This window comes from Streptomyces sp. NPDC005494, assembly GCF_042872025.1.
In the GTDB taxonomy this organism is placed as follows: Bacteria; Actinomycetota; Actinomycetes; order Streptomycetales; family Streptomycetaceae; genus Streptomyces.
In genome coordinates, this window is record NZ_JBIAJR010000004.1 from 362,815 (window position 1) to 377,059 (window position 14,245).

The 14,245-nt window shown below is 73.1% G+C and carries 9 protein-coding genes; 5 read left to right on the top strand and 4 right to left on the bottom strand.

Features of this window, described 5'->3' with window-relative positions; all coding sequences use genetic code 11:
• Positions 1–129: 129 nt before the first annotated feature.
• The 3 genes from fxsT to ACFYQ6_RS15375 are packed head-to-tail and all read left to right on the top strand — an operon-like array spanning position 130 to position 7,969.
• Complete coding sequence (gene fxsT, locus ACFYQ6_RS15365) at positions 130–5,661, top strand: FxSxx-COOH system tetratricopeptide repeat protein (protein ID WP_388763271.1); 5,532 nt, start codon at positions 130–132, stop codon at positions 5,659–5,661.
• Between the two features lie 5 nt (positions 5,662–5,666).
• On the top strand, positions 5,667–6,938 hold the full coding sequence (locus ACFYQ6_RS15370; protein WP_388763273.1) for a CHAT domain-containing protein: 1,272 nt from the start codon (positions 5,667–5,669) through the stop codon (positions 6,936–6,938).
• Positions 6,935–7,969: a hypothetical protein gene (locus ACFYQ6_RS15375; protein ID WP_361576000.1), complete on the top strand. Its 1,035-nt coding sequence runs from the start codon at positions 6,935–6,937 to the stop codon at positions 7,967–7,969. Before ACFYQ6_RS15370 ends, ACFYQ6_RS15375 begins: the two co-directional genes overlap by 4 nt.
• A gap of 91 nt (positions 7,970–8,060) precedes the next feature.
• Here ACFYQ6_RS15375 and ACFYQ6_RS15380 read toward each other — a convergent pair whose 3' ends face one another.
• Positions 8,061–9,290, bottom strand: a complete 1,230-nt coding sequence (locus ACFYQ6_RS15380) for a cation:proton antiporter (protein ID WP_388763276.1) — start codon at positions 9,288–9,290, stop codon at positions 8,061–8,063.
• Between the two features lie 649 nt (positions 9,291–9,939).
• Here ACFYQ6_RS15380 and lepB point away from each other — a divergent pair.
• Positions 9,940–10,596 (top strand): signal peptidase I, encoded by a 657-nt coding sequence (gene lepB, locus ACFYQ6_RS15385; RefSeq protein ID WP_361575994.1) that lies wholly within the window; start codon positions 9,940–9,942, stop codon positions 10,594–10,596.
• A gap of 26 nt (positions 10,597–10,622) precedes the next feature.
• On the opposite strand, the gene ACFYQ6_RS15390 is transcribed toward lepB, so the two are convergent.
• The 3 genes from ACFYQ6_RS15390 to ACFYQ6_RS15400 all read right to left on the bottom strand — a co-directional run bounded on the left by ACFYQ6_RS15390 (position 10,623) and on the right by ACFYQ6_RS15400 (position 12,422).
• Positions 10,623–11,333 (bottom strand): hypothetical protein, encoded by a 711-nt coding sequence (locus ACFYQ6_RS15390; RefSeq protein ID WP_388763278.1) that lies wholly within the window; start codon positions 11,331–11,333, stop codon positions 10,623–10,625.
• Entirely contained in the window at positions 11,330–11,959 is a 630-nt protein-coding gene (locus tag ACFYQ6_RS15395; protein ID WP_388763280.1) for an RNA polymerase sigma factor, read from the bottom strand. The genes ACFYQ6_RS15390 and ACFYQ6_RS15395 overlap by 4 nt, the downstream gene beginning before the upstream one ends.
• A 142-nt stretch (positions 11,960–12,101) precedes the next feature.
• Entirely contained in the window at positions 12,102–12,422 is a 321-nt protein-coding gene (locus ACFYQ6_RS15400) for a hypothetical protein (protein ID WP_388763281.1), read from the bottom strand.
• A gap of 343 nt (positions 12,423–12,765) precedes the next feature.
• Between ACFYQ6_RS15400 and ACFYQ6_RS15405 the strand changes: the two genes are divergently transcribed.
• Positions 12,766–14,085, top strand: a complete 1,320-nt coding sequence (locus ACFYQ6_RS15405; protein WP_388763283.1) for an amidohydrolase family protein — start codon at positions 12,766–12,768, stop codon at positions 14,083–14,085.
• Positions 14,086–14,245 lie beyond the last annotated feature (160 nt).

Here is a 14,245-nt window from a genome sequence, read left to right on the forward strand (position 1 = left end):
CCGCCTCCCTACAGTGACCTTCCCACGTCTCACGCGTTCTCGGGATTGCCCGGCGCCCCGCCACCTGGCGGTGCATGCGGCACGGAGAGGGAGAGACGTGCACGAGGTGGTCAGCAGCCTGGGGGAGCGATGATCATCACCGAGCAGTCGCGCGCCGCTGCGGAAGAGGTCGTCCGCAGCGGTCAGGCCCTGCTGGGCCAAGAGGGCGAGAGCTCCCGCCCCGGCAGTGATCCGCACGCGGAGCAGCACACGACGGTCCTGTCCGGCGAGGCGAAGGCGGCCGCCGCACGGATCACCCCCGACCAGCCCCTGGACAATCTGCCGGCCTCCTCGAAGCAGCCCTTCGTCGGCCGTACGGAAGCCCTCGCGCGGCTGGCCGCCTCCCTGGCGGACGGCGGCGGGGTCATCACCCAGAAGTCGACGACCACGGTGAGCGGCCTGGGCGGCATCGGCAAGACGGCGCTGGCCCTGCACTACGCACACGAGCGCCGCGACGAGTACACCCTCGTCTGGTGGATCACCTCCGAGAGCGAGGAGCAGATCGCCTCCGGGCTGGCCGACCTCGCGCTGACCCTGTACCCGGACTGGGCCAGGCAGGCCACACCGGTGGAACGCACCGAGTGGGCGCTGGTCTGGCTGGAGGAGCACCCCAGCTGGCTGCTCATCTACGACAACGTCGAACGGCCCGAGCACCTCACCCCGTTCCTCGGGCGACTCCTGTCCCGTGGACACCAGCTGGTGACGAGCAGGTGCCGTACCGGCTGGCCCGAGGGCGCCGAGCTGATCAGCCTCGACGTGCTCAGCCACCAGGCGGCCGTGGACCTGCTGTGCGCGCCCGCGACGGGCCAGGACGGGCTGGGGGCCGCCCCGGCGGGGCGCACCCCGGCCGACCGCGCGCAGGCGGAACTACTCGCGGACGACCTCGGATATCTGCCCCTGGCGCTCGCCCAGGCGCGCGCCTATCTGCGCGAGACCAGGACCGGGTTCGCCGCCTACCGGACGAAGCTGACCCACAAGGCGGAGGTGGGGCTCAGCGGTGACAGCGCGGCGGCCCGCGCCGTCGCCAGGATCTGCCGCACCAGTCTGGAGGCCATCCGGACCCGGCACCCGCTGGCGGTGTCCATGCTGCACACGCTGGCCTGGTACGCCCCCGAGGCCCTCCCCCTCTCCGTGCTCAAGCACATGGACGGCAGCCCGAAGGAGACGGACGCGGCCCTCCAGGCGCTGCGGAACTATCACCTCGTCACCATGGGGCCCGCCGGGATCGCCCTGCACCGGCTGCTCCAGCGGACGCTGCGGGAGGCGGCGGCCACCCAGGTGCCGGACGCCCGGGGACGCGCCGAGCGGGCCCTGGCCGCCGCGGTGAGCGCCGCGCCGGGGGGCGTACGCCCGTTCCTCACCCACATCCAGGCACTGGCGGCCACGGGAACGGCCGACGACGCCGAGGCGGACGCCGGGCTGGTCGCCATGTACCGCCAAGGCGCCGAGGAGCTGGTCGCCCGCGAGCAGCACGTCCTGGCCATCCCGCTGATGCAGAGGGTCGTGGACTGCGGTACGCGCCTGCTGGGCATCGACCGCGAGCCCGTGCTCAGCCATCGTGACCGCCTCGCCGAACTCCACGCGAAGGCGGGCGATCCGGTCGCGGCCATCAGCCTGTGCAAGGACCTCTTCCTCGACCGCACGACGGTCTCCGGTCCCGAGGCCCCGGAGACCCTGGCCAGCCGTGAACGTCTGGCGTACGCCTACCGCAAGGCCGGCGAGGTGATGCGTGCGGTCAGGGAGCTGCAGGCGGTCGTCACCATCCGTCTGCGCGTGCAGGACCCGGACCACGAGGACACGCTCCGCAGCCGCAACGACCTGGCGTACGCGCTGCAGACCGCGGGGCGTCACGTGGACGCGGTCAGGGAGTTCGAGGCGGTCGTGGCCGACCGTGAACGCATCCTGAGCCCGCGGCACAAGGACACCCTCACCAGTCGCACCAACCTCGCCTACGCCTACCGGTCGGCCGGCGACCACGCGACGGCGCTGCGCCTCTACGCGCAGGCGGTGGAGGACCGGAGCTCCGTGCACGGCCCCGACCACCCCGACACCCTCACCAGCCGTGGCTGGCTCGCCTCCGCGCATCTCGCGGCGGAGAACCCGAGGGCCGCGGTCGGGATCTACACCGAGGTGGTGAGCGCCCGGACACGCGTACAGGGGGCGGATCACCCGGACACACTGCGCAGCAGGCAGGACCTCGCCTACGCCGTCGTCGACGCCGACGGGCCCGACGCGGCGCTGCCCTCCTTCGAGTCGCTGGCCAAGGACAGCGCGCGGGCGCAGGGCCCGGACCACCCCGCGACGCTGGACTACCGCAACGACATCGCCGTGGTGCACCGGCTCCGGGAGGACTACGCGCAGGCGACCGCCTGCTACGACGCGGTGATCGCGGACTACACGCGGGTCCGGGGGGAGTTCCACCAGGACACCCTGCGGGCCCGTGGAGCCCTCGCCTACGCCCTGCAGCTGTCCGGGGACCTCCGCCGCGCTCTGGAGGAGCGCGGGAAACTGGTGGCCGACCGGACCAGGGCGCAGGGCAGGGACCATCCGGCGACGCTCACGGCACGCGGGGGCCTGGCCACCACCCTGCGCGCGGCCACCGAGTTCAAGGACGCCATCAGGCTCCTCACGGAAGTCCGGGACGACCGGACCAAACTGCTCGGACCGGAGCACCCGCACGTCCTGGGGACGCGTGAACTCCTCGCCTTCACCCTCCAGGACGACGGGCGGCACGCCCAGGCGGTCGGGGAACTGCGCAGCCTGCTGTCCGACATGGAGGGGTTCCTGCGCTCCGACCACCCACGCATCCTCGCGGTCCGGCGCTCACTCGCCGAGCTGTACGCGGCGGAGCGCCGCCACACGGACGCCGTCCGGGCCTACCGCACACTGATCGAGGACCACACACGGGTGCACGGCCGGGACCACCCGAGGACCCTCCACATCCGCGAGCGGCTCGGCGTGGCCCACCACGCGGCCTCCGAGTTCGACCTGTCACTCGACCTGCTGGACGCCCTCGTCGCGGACCGTGCCCGTGCGCGCGGCCCTCACCACCCGCAGACCCTCGGCACCCGTGACCTGCGCGCCTGGGTCCTGCGGTCCGCCGGCCGTCACGACCGGGCGATCGCGGAGTGCGAGCGTCTGATCGACGAGCGGACACGGCTGCTCGGCCCGGAGGCGCCCGCGACTCTGGACACGTACAACTGGCTGGCGCTGTCCCACCTGGGCGCGGACGAACACCGCAAGGCCATCGAGGTGTTCACCCGGCTGCTCGCCACACGCCGCCGGCTGCTGGGGGACGAGGCGCCGGCGACCCTGCTCGTCACCGAGAACCTGGCGGACACCCGTTCAGCCGCCCAGGACCACGAGCAGGCCATCGCCCTGTACGAAGAGGTGGTCACCGCGTGGAGCCGGGCCTGGGGGCCGGGCCATCAGCGCACCCTCTCCGCGCGGCGTGACCTGGGCCTCGCCCAGCGGGCGGCCGGACGCCACGAGGCCTCGCTGTCCACGCTGATGGCCGTGCTGGAGAAGCATGCGGAGCGCGACGGCGACGACCACCCCGGCACACTCGGCCTCAGACTCGACATCGTCGCCGGCCACGTCGCGGCGGGAAACCACCTCCTCGCCGAGGAGCTGGCCGGGCCACTGGTGGACGACTACGTCCGCGTACGCGGCCAGGACCACACGGACACCCTGAACGCGCGCTCCTGGCTGCTCTACGCATGGACGCGATCCGGCCAGGTTCGGCGCGCCGTCACCGGCTACCGTTCCCTCCTGGACGACCGCGTGCGACTCCAGGGGCAGGCGCACGTCGCGGCGATCAACACACGCGCCATGCTCGCCTTCGCCTTCGAGGAGTCGGAGGAGTACGAGCAGGCCATCGCGCTGAACGAGTCGGTCGTGGCGGACCGGACCCGCGTCCAGGGCACGTCGCACGCCGAGACCCTGGCCGCCCGGGCCGTCCTGGCCAGGCAGCGCGAGCTCGCGGGCGACCGCACCGGGGCCCTCCGGGATCTCTCGCGGCTGCTGGCGGACCACGAACGGCTCCTGGGCACCGAGCACACCGACACCTTGGAGGTCCGCGACGACCTCGTCTGGGTCCTGCTGGGCGGTTCCACCGCCCAGCCCGGCCTGCGCGCCGCCCTACATCTCGTGGCGGTGTGCGGCCGGGCCCTGGGCGAGAACCATCCGCGTACGCTCCGAGCCCGTGCCAAGCTGGCCCGCACGCACACGTACGCCGGCGACATCGGCGAAGGGCTGCGGCTCCGCGAGGAACTCGTCCGGGACTTCGGCCGGGCGCTCGGGCCCGACCACGCCTCGACACTTCTCGCCCGTCTGGACCTCGGCTACTCGCTGCGTCTGGCGGGTGAGCGGCAGCGCGCCGTGCGGCATCTGCTCGAACTGGCCGAGGACAGTGACCGGATCCGGGGCGCGGACCACGTCGCGAGCGTGGCCTGCCGCGCGAACCTGGCCTTCGCCATCTGGGAGACCGGCGACCTCGCCTGGGCCCTCCCCGTCCTGGAGGAGCTGCTCAAGCAGTGCGAGGAGGTCCTCGCCGAGGAACACGGGTGGACCTCGCACGTGCGCGGCAACGTGGCCTGGGTACTCGCCGATTCGGGGCTGACCGATCGCGCGGTGCACCTGGCGAGGCAGGCGGCGCGGGACACCGTAAGGCTCTTCGGCGCGGGTCACCGCCGCACCTGGGACACCTCGGCGGTCCTGGGGCACGCGCTGTTGCAGGCAGGGGAACCGGACGAGGCGAGGACGGTGCTGGAGGGCCTGCTCCGCGACGTCGGCCGGCGGCAGCCCGGCACCGACTGGCCGCAGGACATCGGCGGACTGGTCCGGGTGCACCTGCGGGCGGCGGCCCTCGAACCCTCCGGGGAGTACGGGACCGAGGGGTTCACGCCGGAGTCGCTGGAGGCCGAGGAGGATCTCGTCCGGCTGCGCCTGGTGGTCGAGTTCTACGCCGACCGCCGGGGCGCCCGCCTGCCGAGCCTCCCCGTCGAACTCTCCCGCCTGCTCTCCGACCTGGAGCACCGCGCCGACGCCGTCACCCTGCTGGAAGCCGTGCACGCGGGGCGCTCCCGGGTGCTGGGGGCCGACCACCCGGACACCCTGGAGAGCGAGGCGGAGCTGGTGCTCGCCCGCCTGGAGACCGACGATCCCGTCGACCCCGGCCGGCAGGACGACCTGCTGCGCCGCTGGGAGCGGGTCTTCGGGGCGGACCACCCCGAGACCGGGGAACTGCGCTGGCGCCTGCGTACCGCACGGCCCGCCTGGCAGCCCAGACTCACGCTCCTCGAAGACGCCGCCGTGGGCACGACATCGTCCGTCGAGGTGCGTCTGGAGCGGCAGGCGGACGTGGCGGCGCCCGATCTCGACCGGATCGAGGTGGTGGCGGACTGCCGCACCGACGCGGTCGTACTCCCCGTCGTCGTGGAGTACACACCCGGTGGCCCGCCCGCCGTGTTCTCGTTCACCCCACGGGAGCACGGGGCGCACAAGCTCCGTTTCACCCTCTACGACCACGCGTCCGGGCACGCGCTCCAGGAACTGGAGACGGCGGTCCACGTACCCGATGCCGAAGAGCGCGGCAGTGCGCGCGAGCAAGGGAGCGACTGACCCGGATGGCACAGGAACTCACCGTCGAGATAGTGCGCAACCCGTCGTCCGGTTACACGGTCCCCCCGCCCCGCGGCGAGCGGGACCCGGCTGCCGGGGCCCCCCGTGACCTCCGCGTCCTGCTGCGCCACGCCGAGCGCGACGGCCTGACCGTCACCGCCTTCGCGTCGTGGCTCCCGCCCCGGGAGCAGTGGCGCGGCGCGCGCCTGGAGACGACGCCCCAGACCCTGGTCAGCAAGGCCGGCACGCTGCGTTTCGAATGGAAGCGGCTGGTCGTGGACCACATCGACGAGACGCCGGGACCGGGGATGCGGATAGGGGGCCGTCCGCTGTCCGAACAGACCGATCTGACGGGGCACTCTGCACTGGTCGAGACCCTGGTGAAGAATCTCGCCGAGGAGGGCTTCGACGTACTCGACGTCATGCTCGACGGCAACGACCCCGGACTGCGGAGCTTCCGTACGTTCCTCCTGGACACCCTGGCCGAGGAGGAGAACCTGCGCGTCAGCTTCGACTCGGACCTCCCCCTTCCCTGGCCCATGCTGGCCGTCGACCCGTCCCGCTGCGCGGACCCGTGGGACGCCTTCCTCGGGCACCGGCACCAGGTCGAACAGGCCAGTCCCGCCTACTCGTGGGTGGACCAGATGGCCCTGGGGCCGCGCCGCCGGGCGGTCACCAGCCTGAACACCGACACCACCCTCGAGCGGGTGGGACGGGCGTCGGACGTGCGGGACCTCCTGGACAGCCGTTCCCGTCTCACCGTCCGTACGCGGGCGGAGGACCTGCTCGACGCCCTCAACAACGAGGTGCTGCCGGAGGACCTGATGTACTTCTGGTGCCACGGGACGTTCATGGACGAGGGCACCCCCGACCGGCGCCTGGTCATCAAGCTGTCCGACGCGGACCTGATCGACAGCGCCAAGGTGCGCCGCAGGCGCAGGCCCCTGCGGGGCAGGCCCCAGCGCTTCAAGCCGTTCGTCCTGCTCAACGCCTGCCACACCGGCCAGGCCGCCACCGGCACGCACGTCGACCATCTCGGCGCGGCGCTGATAGACCTCGGCGCGGACGGCGTCCTCGGCCCGCAGATCGAGATACCGCAGGTCTTCGCGTCGGAGTACGCCTACTCCTTCCTGGAGATGTACCTGACGGGGCGGCACACCGCGGGGGAGATCAGCCAGATCCTGGTCAGGGCCTTCGCCGCGAAGTTCCGCAACCCGCTCGCTCTCACCTACTCGCTGCACTGCGGCCTCCACAGCCGGCTGGACCTCGCCTCATGACCGCCGACGCGCTCCTGCGCGCGATCCCGGAACCGGTCGTGGTCGACCTGGACGAACAAGGCCGGCTACGGACCCCGGAGGGCGCGGCCGTGCCCGTCGGCCAGGTCGCCGCCCACCTGGCCAGGCGGCTGCGGATCCCCGAGTGGGCGACGGACATCCACGTCTACGTGCACGGATGGCGAACACCTCCCGAGACCGCCGCGCGCAACGCGACGAAGCTCCTCGCCCAGGCCGTGGGCCTCTGGGCGGGCCGTCCGGACCTCTACCCCGGGCTGGCGGACGCCTACCGGCCCTGGAGCGTCGTGGTGCGCTGGCCGTCCTCCAGCCGTCCGACCCTGGGCGGCTACCGCCTGATCCGGGACCGCGCCCACGCCATGAGCGCCGACGGCGCAGGCCACGCCCCGTACGTCATCGGGCACCTGCTCGGTTACCTCGACGCCGGACGGACCGATCCGCGCGCCTCCGCCGTACTCGCCAACCGCAACGGGCAGTACCTGCATCTGGTGGGCCATTCGTTCGGCGGCCGGTTCCTGTGCGAGGCGATGCAGCGCGCCGCCGAGCGTCCTCCCGTCCTCTCGTGGAGCACCCCGTACGACTCCCGCCGGCCGTTCACCGTGGACAGTGCGCTCATCTTCCAGATGGCGGCGCCACGGGACGCCTTCGTCCGGCAGTTCGCCACGCTCTTCCCGTCCGCCGGGCATCCGGGCGCCCCGCTCCGGGGACCGCTGGTCCTGACCCACTCGCGCTGGGACCGTGCCACCGGTTTCTGGCACCTGCGGGCGGAGGGCGAGCCGGGCATCGGTCACTCGGGGGCGGGCCCCGCGCCCGTTCCGCAGTTCTCGACCAGGCTGCTCACCGCACAGGCGCGCTACCCCCAGGAGGTCCTGGACCACCGGGTCGTCAACGTCAACGCGGACCGGGTGTACCGGGGCAGCCGCCTCACCCGCCTCTCCCCGGCAGGCGCGCACTCCGACTTCCTGCGCCCCGAGTCCGCCCACCTGCTGCTGACCCTGGCGGAGCGCTCGCGCTGACCCCGGGCCCGGCGGCCGGGGCGCTCGGGGGCGTAGCACTGCCCGCGCCACCGGATCCTCGGACCGGGGCCCGGCCGGGCCTGACCGTGGCTCACCACGCCTCCGCGTCCTCCGCCTCCCCCGGTCCGGGCCGGGACCCGTCCCGGTCGGCTCCGGCACGGGTGGCACGCAGCCGCGTCGCGAGCAGGGGAAGGACGAGTACGGAGATCATCGCCGCGCCGACCAGCGCGGCGGCCAGCTCCGTGCCGAGGATCTTCTGGTCCACGCCGATGGTCGTGATCGCGACGACGAGCGGCAGGCACGTCGAGGCGAACAGAGCGAGCGCCAGCCGGTCCGTGCGGTGCAGGTCCTTCGGGGCGAGGACGTACACCGGTCCGCCGCGTACGAGCAGGCACAGCAGCAGGAACACCGGCATCAGCAGCAGTGCCACAGGGTTGTCGATCAGCGCGTCGAGGTCGAACTCGATGCCGGTGACAACGTAGAACAGCGGGACGAGGAAGCCGAACCCCATGGCCTCCACCTTGCCCAGTGCCTCTTCGCTGCTCGCCGGGTCCGTCCGGTGCAGGACGAGACGGGTCAGGACGCCCGCGGCGAACGCGCCCAGCAGCACGTCGAGGCCGAAGACCTCGGCGAGGCCGAGCATGCAGGCCAGCAGCAGCATGACGAACCGGACCGCGAACTGCCCGCTGCTGTGCAGGGTCCGCTCGGTCAACTGACCGAACCAGGCCGGACGCGGGCGGAGCGCCCAGAAGACGGCAGCGGCGGTGATCGCGCCGAACGCGATCAGCAGGGCCGCCGACTCGGCGGGCCTGCGTCCGCTGAGCAGCAGCGCCATGGCCACGACGGGGCCGAACTCCCCGACCGCGCCGAACGCCGACACGACCGTGCCGAAGCGGCCGTCGAGTTCCCCCCGGTCCCTGAGCATCGGCAGGATCGTGCCGAGCGCCGTACTGGTCAGCGCGGTGCCGACGACGAAGGCCTCGAACACTTCGCCCTCGCTGATCAGGAAGCCGAGCCCGATGCCGAGGACGAGCGATACCGGCCAGGCCCACAGTGAGCGGCGCAGTGTGTCACCCCGGACAGCGGCGAACTCGATCTCGTAGCCCGCCAGGAAGATCAGCATGGACAGCCCGAGGTCGGCCAGCGTGTCCACGACGTCGTCGGGGTGCGCCCAGCCCAGCACCTGCGGGCCGATGAGGATGCCGAGGGCGATCTCGAAGATGACCAGGGGGACACGGACCCGGCGCCCTGTGACATGGACGAGCAGCGGCGCCAGGACGGCCGCCGCCAGGATGAGGATGAGGGTGCCGGGATGGGTCATGCGCGGCCTCCGGTCGCCGGGTCAGGGGGTGACGGAGGAGAAGGCGGCGGACATCGCGATCTCCCTCGCAGACGTCGTGCGGAGGCCGGGGCCGTGACCGGCACGTACGGCGAGCGCCACTCTCGCCTGCCGCGGCTGCCGGGACTACCGGGTGTGGGCCGTACGGAGGAATGCGTGGGCCGGGGGTGGGGCCCGCTCACCTCCACCCGGCCGGTCCCCGCCCTCAGCTGACGAGGATCTGGGTGGACGACTCCTTCAGTTTGCCGTTCGCCCACCGCAGCTGCCGCAGCGTGTCGGGGTCACAGCGGCTCACGACGTCGGCCCGGCAGAGAGCCGTCGGCGAGGCCGCGTGCGAGGCGCGGGAGCGCCGCGCGGCTCGACGTCGACGCGCTGCGTGTGACCCGAGGTTCCGCAGGTCACCGTCGTGCGGCAGCCGGGCCGAGCGAATTGTCCGCAGGTTTTCGCACGAAGCCCGGCGTGGGGTATAAACCAGCCGGTTCACCCGCCGCCCGCTCCGGGAGCGGCGGCAGCAGAGCGCTGAGCCGGCCGGACACCTGTCCGCGCGCTGCCCATCGGCATGCGCGGTCCTCACCCCGAAGCCCCGCCCAGGGGTCCGGCCCACGGCATACGGGCAAGCGAAGGAAATGCGATGCAGGAGCAACGGCGCTCGTCCGCCGGGCGCGTTGTACTGATAGTGGGAACGGCCCTTCTGGTACTCGGGCTCGTCACGGTCGCGGGAGCTGTCTGGTCCCTCCGGACCTCGTACACCTCGGTGACCGCCCGTGGGGCGATGGACCCCACCTATCGCGAAGGGACACGGGTCCCCGTGGAGAGGATCGGCGGAAGCGCGGTCCGGCGGGGCGACGTCGTCCTCTACGCGCTCCCGAACCGGTACGGCGGACTGGCGGTGCTGCAGCGCGTCGTCGGACTGGGTGGCGATCACGTCGTCCTCGCGGACGGCGTCCTGACCGTCAACGACCGTCCGGTCGACGAGCCGTACCTGAAGCCGTCGCAGTTCGAACCGGTGAGCCCCGAGGTCGACGTGGTGGTGCCTCCAGGGCGCATGTTCCTGCTGGGGGACAACCGGGGGAACTCCAACGACTCGCGGTACTTCCTGTCCGAGGACTCAGGCACCGTGCCCACCACCGCGGTTCAGGGCCGTGCAGCGGACAGCAGCGCCCCGGCGACGCTCGGACTCGCCGTGATCCTGGGCGTACTCCTCCTCGTCGGCGGCGGCATCTGCACGCTGGTGGGCCTGCGGGCCCGGCGGCGCGTGGCCGCCACGGGGCCCGGCGGGTACGTGTAGCGCCGGTCTCCGCCCGGCCGACCCGGTCAGCGCCCCTTGCCGACGCCGGCGGTCTTCCCGCTCCGGCCTCTCGCCGGGGGAGCCGCCTGCTGCTCCTTCGACCGGCCGGGCGCCGCTGAAGGCGGCCCGGTGGGCGCCGGGGCATCCACCGTCGCGCAGTAGGCGTCGACGGCGCTCGCCCCTCCTGCCGCCTCCACCAGTCGCCGGAAGGCGGCCCCCTGGTTCGGGCCGTTCCCCTTGCCCCGTGCACGGCACAGCGCCACCTGGTCAGGGGCCGGTGCGTCGCGCGTCCCGGGTTCCGGGGGCACAGGGGAGGAAGGTCCGGGGCCCGTGCTCCCGGGCGCCCCGTCCGGGCGGGTCGCGGAGGGGGTTCGCGGGGCGTCCACGCCGGGCGGCCGCGTCGGCCTCCGTTCGGGACCGTCGGTGCCGGCCGGCCCGGGGAGCATCCCGGTACCGGCCGCCAGCGCCACTCCCCCGAGCGTCACGCCCGCGACGGCCGCACCGAGCGCCGCCCTCAGCGGGACACGGGCCCAGCGCCGGTCGCGTACCGGACGCCAGTCGTCGCGCGGGCGGGGACGCCGCGGACCGCTCCCGTCCGTGGCGCCGAGCGCCTCGCGGAACGCCGTGAGCGCCCGGTCCACGCCCTCGGGCTCGGCACCGCCGCGGACGGCATCGGCGAACCGCCCCATCTCGGGCGTGGTGAACGCCGCGTCCGTCACGTGCACCTTGCGCCTCATACCTCGTCCTTCGATGTGCGCCGCGCTGTCCCTGTCGCGTCCCGCGCCCTGCCGGCGGCGGTCAGCCGCTCGGACAGCCGTCTCAGCCCTCGGTGGGCGGCCGTCCGCACGGCGCCCGGCCGCTTGCCGAGCACCCGCGCCGCGGCGGGGCCGTCCAGTCCCACCACCACCCGCAACAGCACCGCCTCCGCCTGGTCCGGTGGCAGCGCGGCGATCTGCGCGAGCGCCCACCGCGTCGACAGCGACTCCAGCGCGGCCTCCACCGTGTCGGCCCGTCCGGGCAGGTCCAGCGCCGTCTCCTCGAGTAACGAGGTGCGGGGGCTGCGCTTCTGTTTCCGCAGGTGATCGAGCGCCCTGTGGCGTGCGATCGTCGCCGTCCAGCCGCGAAAGCCCGCCCCGTCGCCCCGAAACCTTCGCAGGTCCCGGGCGATCTGCAGCCAGGCGTCCGAGGCGACGTCCTCCGCGTCGGCCCCCACCAGCCCCCGCAGATAACCGAGAAGTCCGGGATGGACGATCCGGTACGCCGTCTCGAACGCGCCCTCGTCCCCCTGCTGGGCGAGCGACACAGCCCTGCCGAGCTCCGGGTCGCCCGCCGGCACCCGTCGCTCGTCCCCACCCCTGACCACACATGCCTCTTCGGTCGTCCGCGCCTGCCCCCCGTCCCCTCTGCGCTGCGACGCACAGAAACGTCACAGCGGACGGACCGCCGCTCCACAGCTCCACCGCGCGCGGAGAGGCTCCACCGCTCCTCCGCGCGCGGGGACGGGGTCATCGCACCTTCACCGGCGCGCGCCCGTGCAGCAGGAAGTACATCTGCCGCACGGACTCCTCCGGTCCGACGGCGAATCGGTTGGCCACCTTCCCGAGCGGGTTCCACACCCGCCCGTCGGGCATCCGGATCCCCACCGGCTGCCCGAACAGCTCCTGTTGTCCCCGGTCGAGATCCACCCACTCGGCACCTGCTCGGCGGACGAACACCTCGCCCGCGTAGGCCCCGAGCCAGAACAGTTCGCGCGCCACGGTCTCCCGCCCGGGCCCGTCCGCACGCAGGCCGTCGGTGATGCGGTCCACCACACGAAGGCTCGCCACCGAATAGTCCAGGGGCAACCGGTTCCGCGCGGTGACCCTCCGTACGAATTCCGCGACCCCCGGCCGCATCTGACCGGCCGACAGCCGCCGCCCCGTGTTCCCGTTCGCCCCCACCGTGCCCCCACGTCCCACGCCCGGCCGGGCTCCTCCTGGATCACCCGGCGAGGGGCCCGATCGACCCCCTCTCCAGCCAAGCGATCGCACGGCTCGAAACGTCACAGCGCCGATCCGCGACAGCACGGAGCCGGGCAGGACACGGCCGCGCCGGCCTTCGTCTCCGCGCGCCCGCCGAGGCACCCTCGGGTAGCGTGCGAAGACGTTCCCACAGCCCAGGAGTGTGACCGTGCCCAAGCCTTTCGCGCTGACCGGTGCCACGCTCGTCGAAGGTGACAAGGAAGGGACCGTGCTCCCCGGACGTACGGTCGTCGTCGGTCGTGACGGGCGCGTCGAGGCCGTCGGGCCGGCCGGCACCACCGACGTCCCCGCGCGCTACCGGAACCTGGACGTGACAGGGCACTTCGTCGTACCGGGGCTGATCAACGCGCACGCCCATCTGTTCTCCGACGGGCTGCCGCTGCCCCCGTACCTGGTGAAAGAGAAGACCAGCGGACTGGTCGCCGCAGTGGGCAGGAGCCCGATCGGCAGGCTGGTCTTCAAGAAGCGCGCCAGGACCAACGTGCGCACCCAGCTGCACTCCGGTGTGACGACGCTGCGGAGCTTGGGCGACGTCGCCTACGAGGTGGTCGAGGTCGCGGCGGAGATCGACAGCGGGAAGTACCCCGGTCCGAGGGTGCTCGCGTCCGGGCCGCTCCTCGCGGTGACCGGCGGGCACGGCGCACCGCAGATCGCGCTCATCAGCGACTCGCCCTGGGAGGCCCGCCGCAACACGCGCATCAACCTGCGACGCGGCGTCAAGGCCATCAAGATCGCGGCGACGGCCGGTGTCACGGACGCCCGGGCGGTCGGTCACGCCGGGCGTCAGGAGATGACCGAGGAGGAGATGACCGCGATCTGCGAGGAGGCGCACAACGCGGGCATCCGTGTCGCGGCGCACGCCCAGGGCGCAGCCGGCATCCTCGCCGCGTTGCGCGCCGGTGTCGACACGATCGAGCACGGGGCCGGCATGACCCCGGAGATCATCGACCTCTTCCACGACAACCCCCGGTCGCTGGCGGGTTCGTCGGCCCTCGTCCCCACCCTCCAGGCCTGCCTGCCGCTGGCCAGGCTCGACCGGCGCACGACGGGCACCGACCGCATCGTCAAGGCCAACGCGGAGATGGTCCTGGACGAGACGCTGCAGGGCATCCAGGACGCACGGGAGAACGGCATCACGATCGGCGTGGGCACCGACTCGTCGCTCACCTTCGTCACGCACTACAACACCTGGCGCGAGCTGGACCTGCTCGTCCGTCACGGCGGGCTCACCCGCGCCGAGGCCCTCGCCTCCGCGACCCGGACCAACGCGGCGATCCTCGGCCTGGACGCCGTCACGGGCTCCGTCGAGGTGGGCAAGGCGGCCGACCTCGTCGTCCTCGACGCCAACCCGCTCGACGGTTTCCGCGCCTTCATCGACCCGGTCATGGTCGTCGCTCGGGGCAGGATCATCGACCACCCCACCGTCACGCGCCACCCGGAACTGGACGTCCAGCTCGACATGCTGTGAACGCGCCGGGCCCCGGTACCGCCGCCCGGGGCCCTGGGCGTGGCGACATCGCGATCGGCGGCCCGTCGTGCGCTACGCCCGGCCCGGAACGCCCCGAGCCCGCTGCCCGGAGTACACGCGGCCCGTGGCGACGGACCGCCGACGGACCCGCCGCCACCCA

Coding starts and splice junctions, on each gene's coding strand:
- fxsT (WP_388763271.1), top strand. CDS start 130: ATGATCATCACCGAGCAGTCGCGCGCCGCTGCGGAAGAGGTCGTCCGC.
- ACFYQ6_RS15370 (WP_388763273.1), top strand. CDS start 5,667: ATGGCACAGGAACTCACCGTCGAGATAGTGCGCAACCCGTCGTCCGGT.
- ACFYQ6_RS15375 (WP_361576000.1), top strand. CDS start 6,935: ATGACCGCCGACGCGCTCCTGCGCGCGATCCCGGAACCGGTCGTGGTC.
- ACFYQ6_RS15380 (WP_388763276.1), bottom strand. CDS start 9,290: ATGACCCATCCCGGCACCCTCATCCTCATCCTGGCGGCGGCCGTCCTG.
- lepB (WP_361575994.1), top strand. CDS start 9,940: ATGCAGGAGCAACGGCGCTCGTCCGCCGGGCGCGTTGTACTGATAGTG.
- ACFYQ6_RS15390 (WP_388763278.1), bottom strand. CDS start 11,333: ATGAGGCGCAAGGTGCACGTGACGGACGCGGCGTTCACCACGCCCGAG.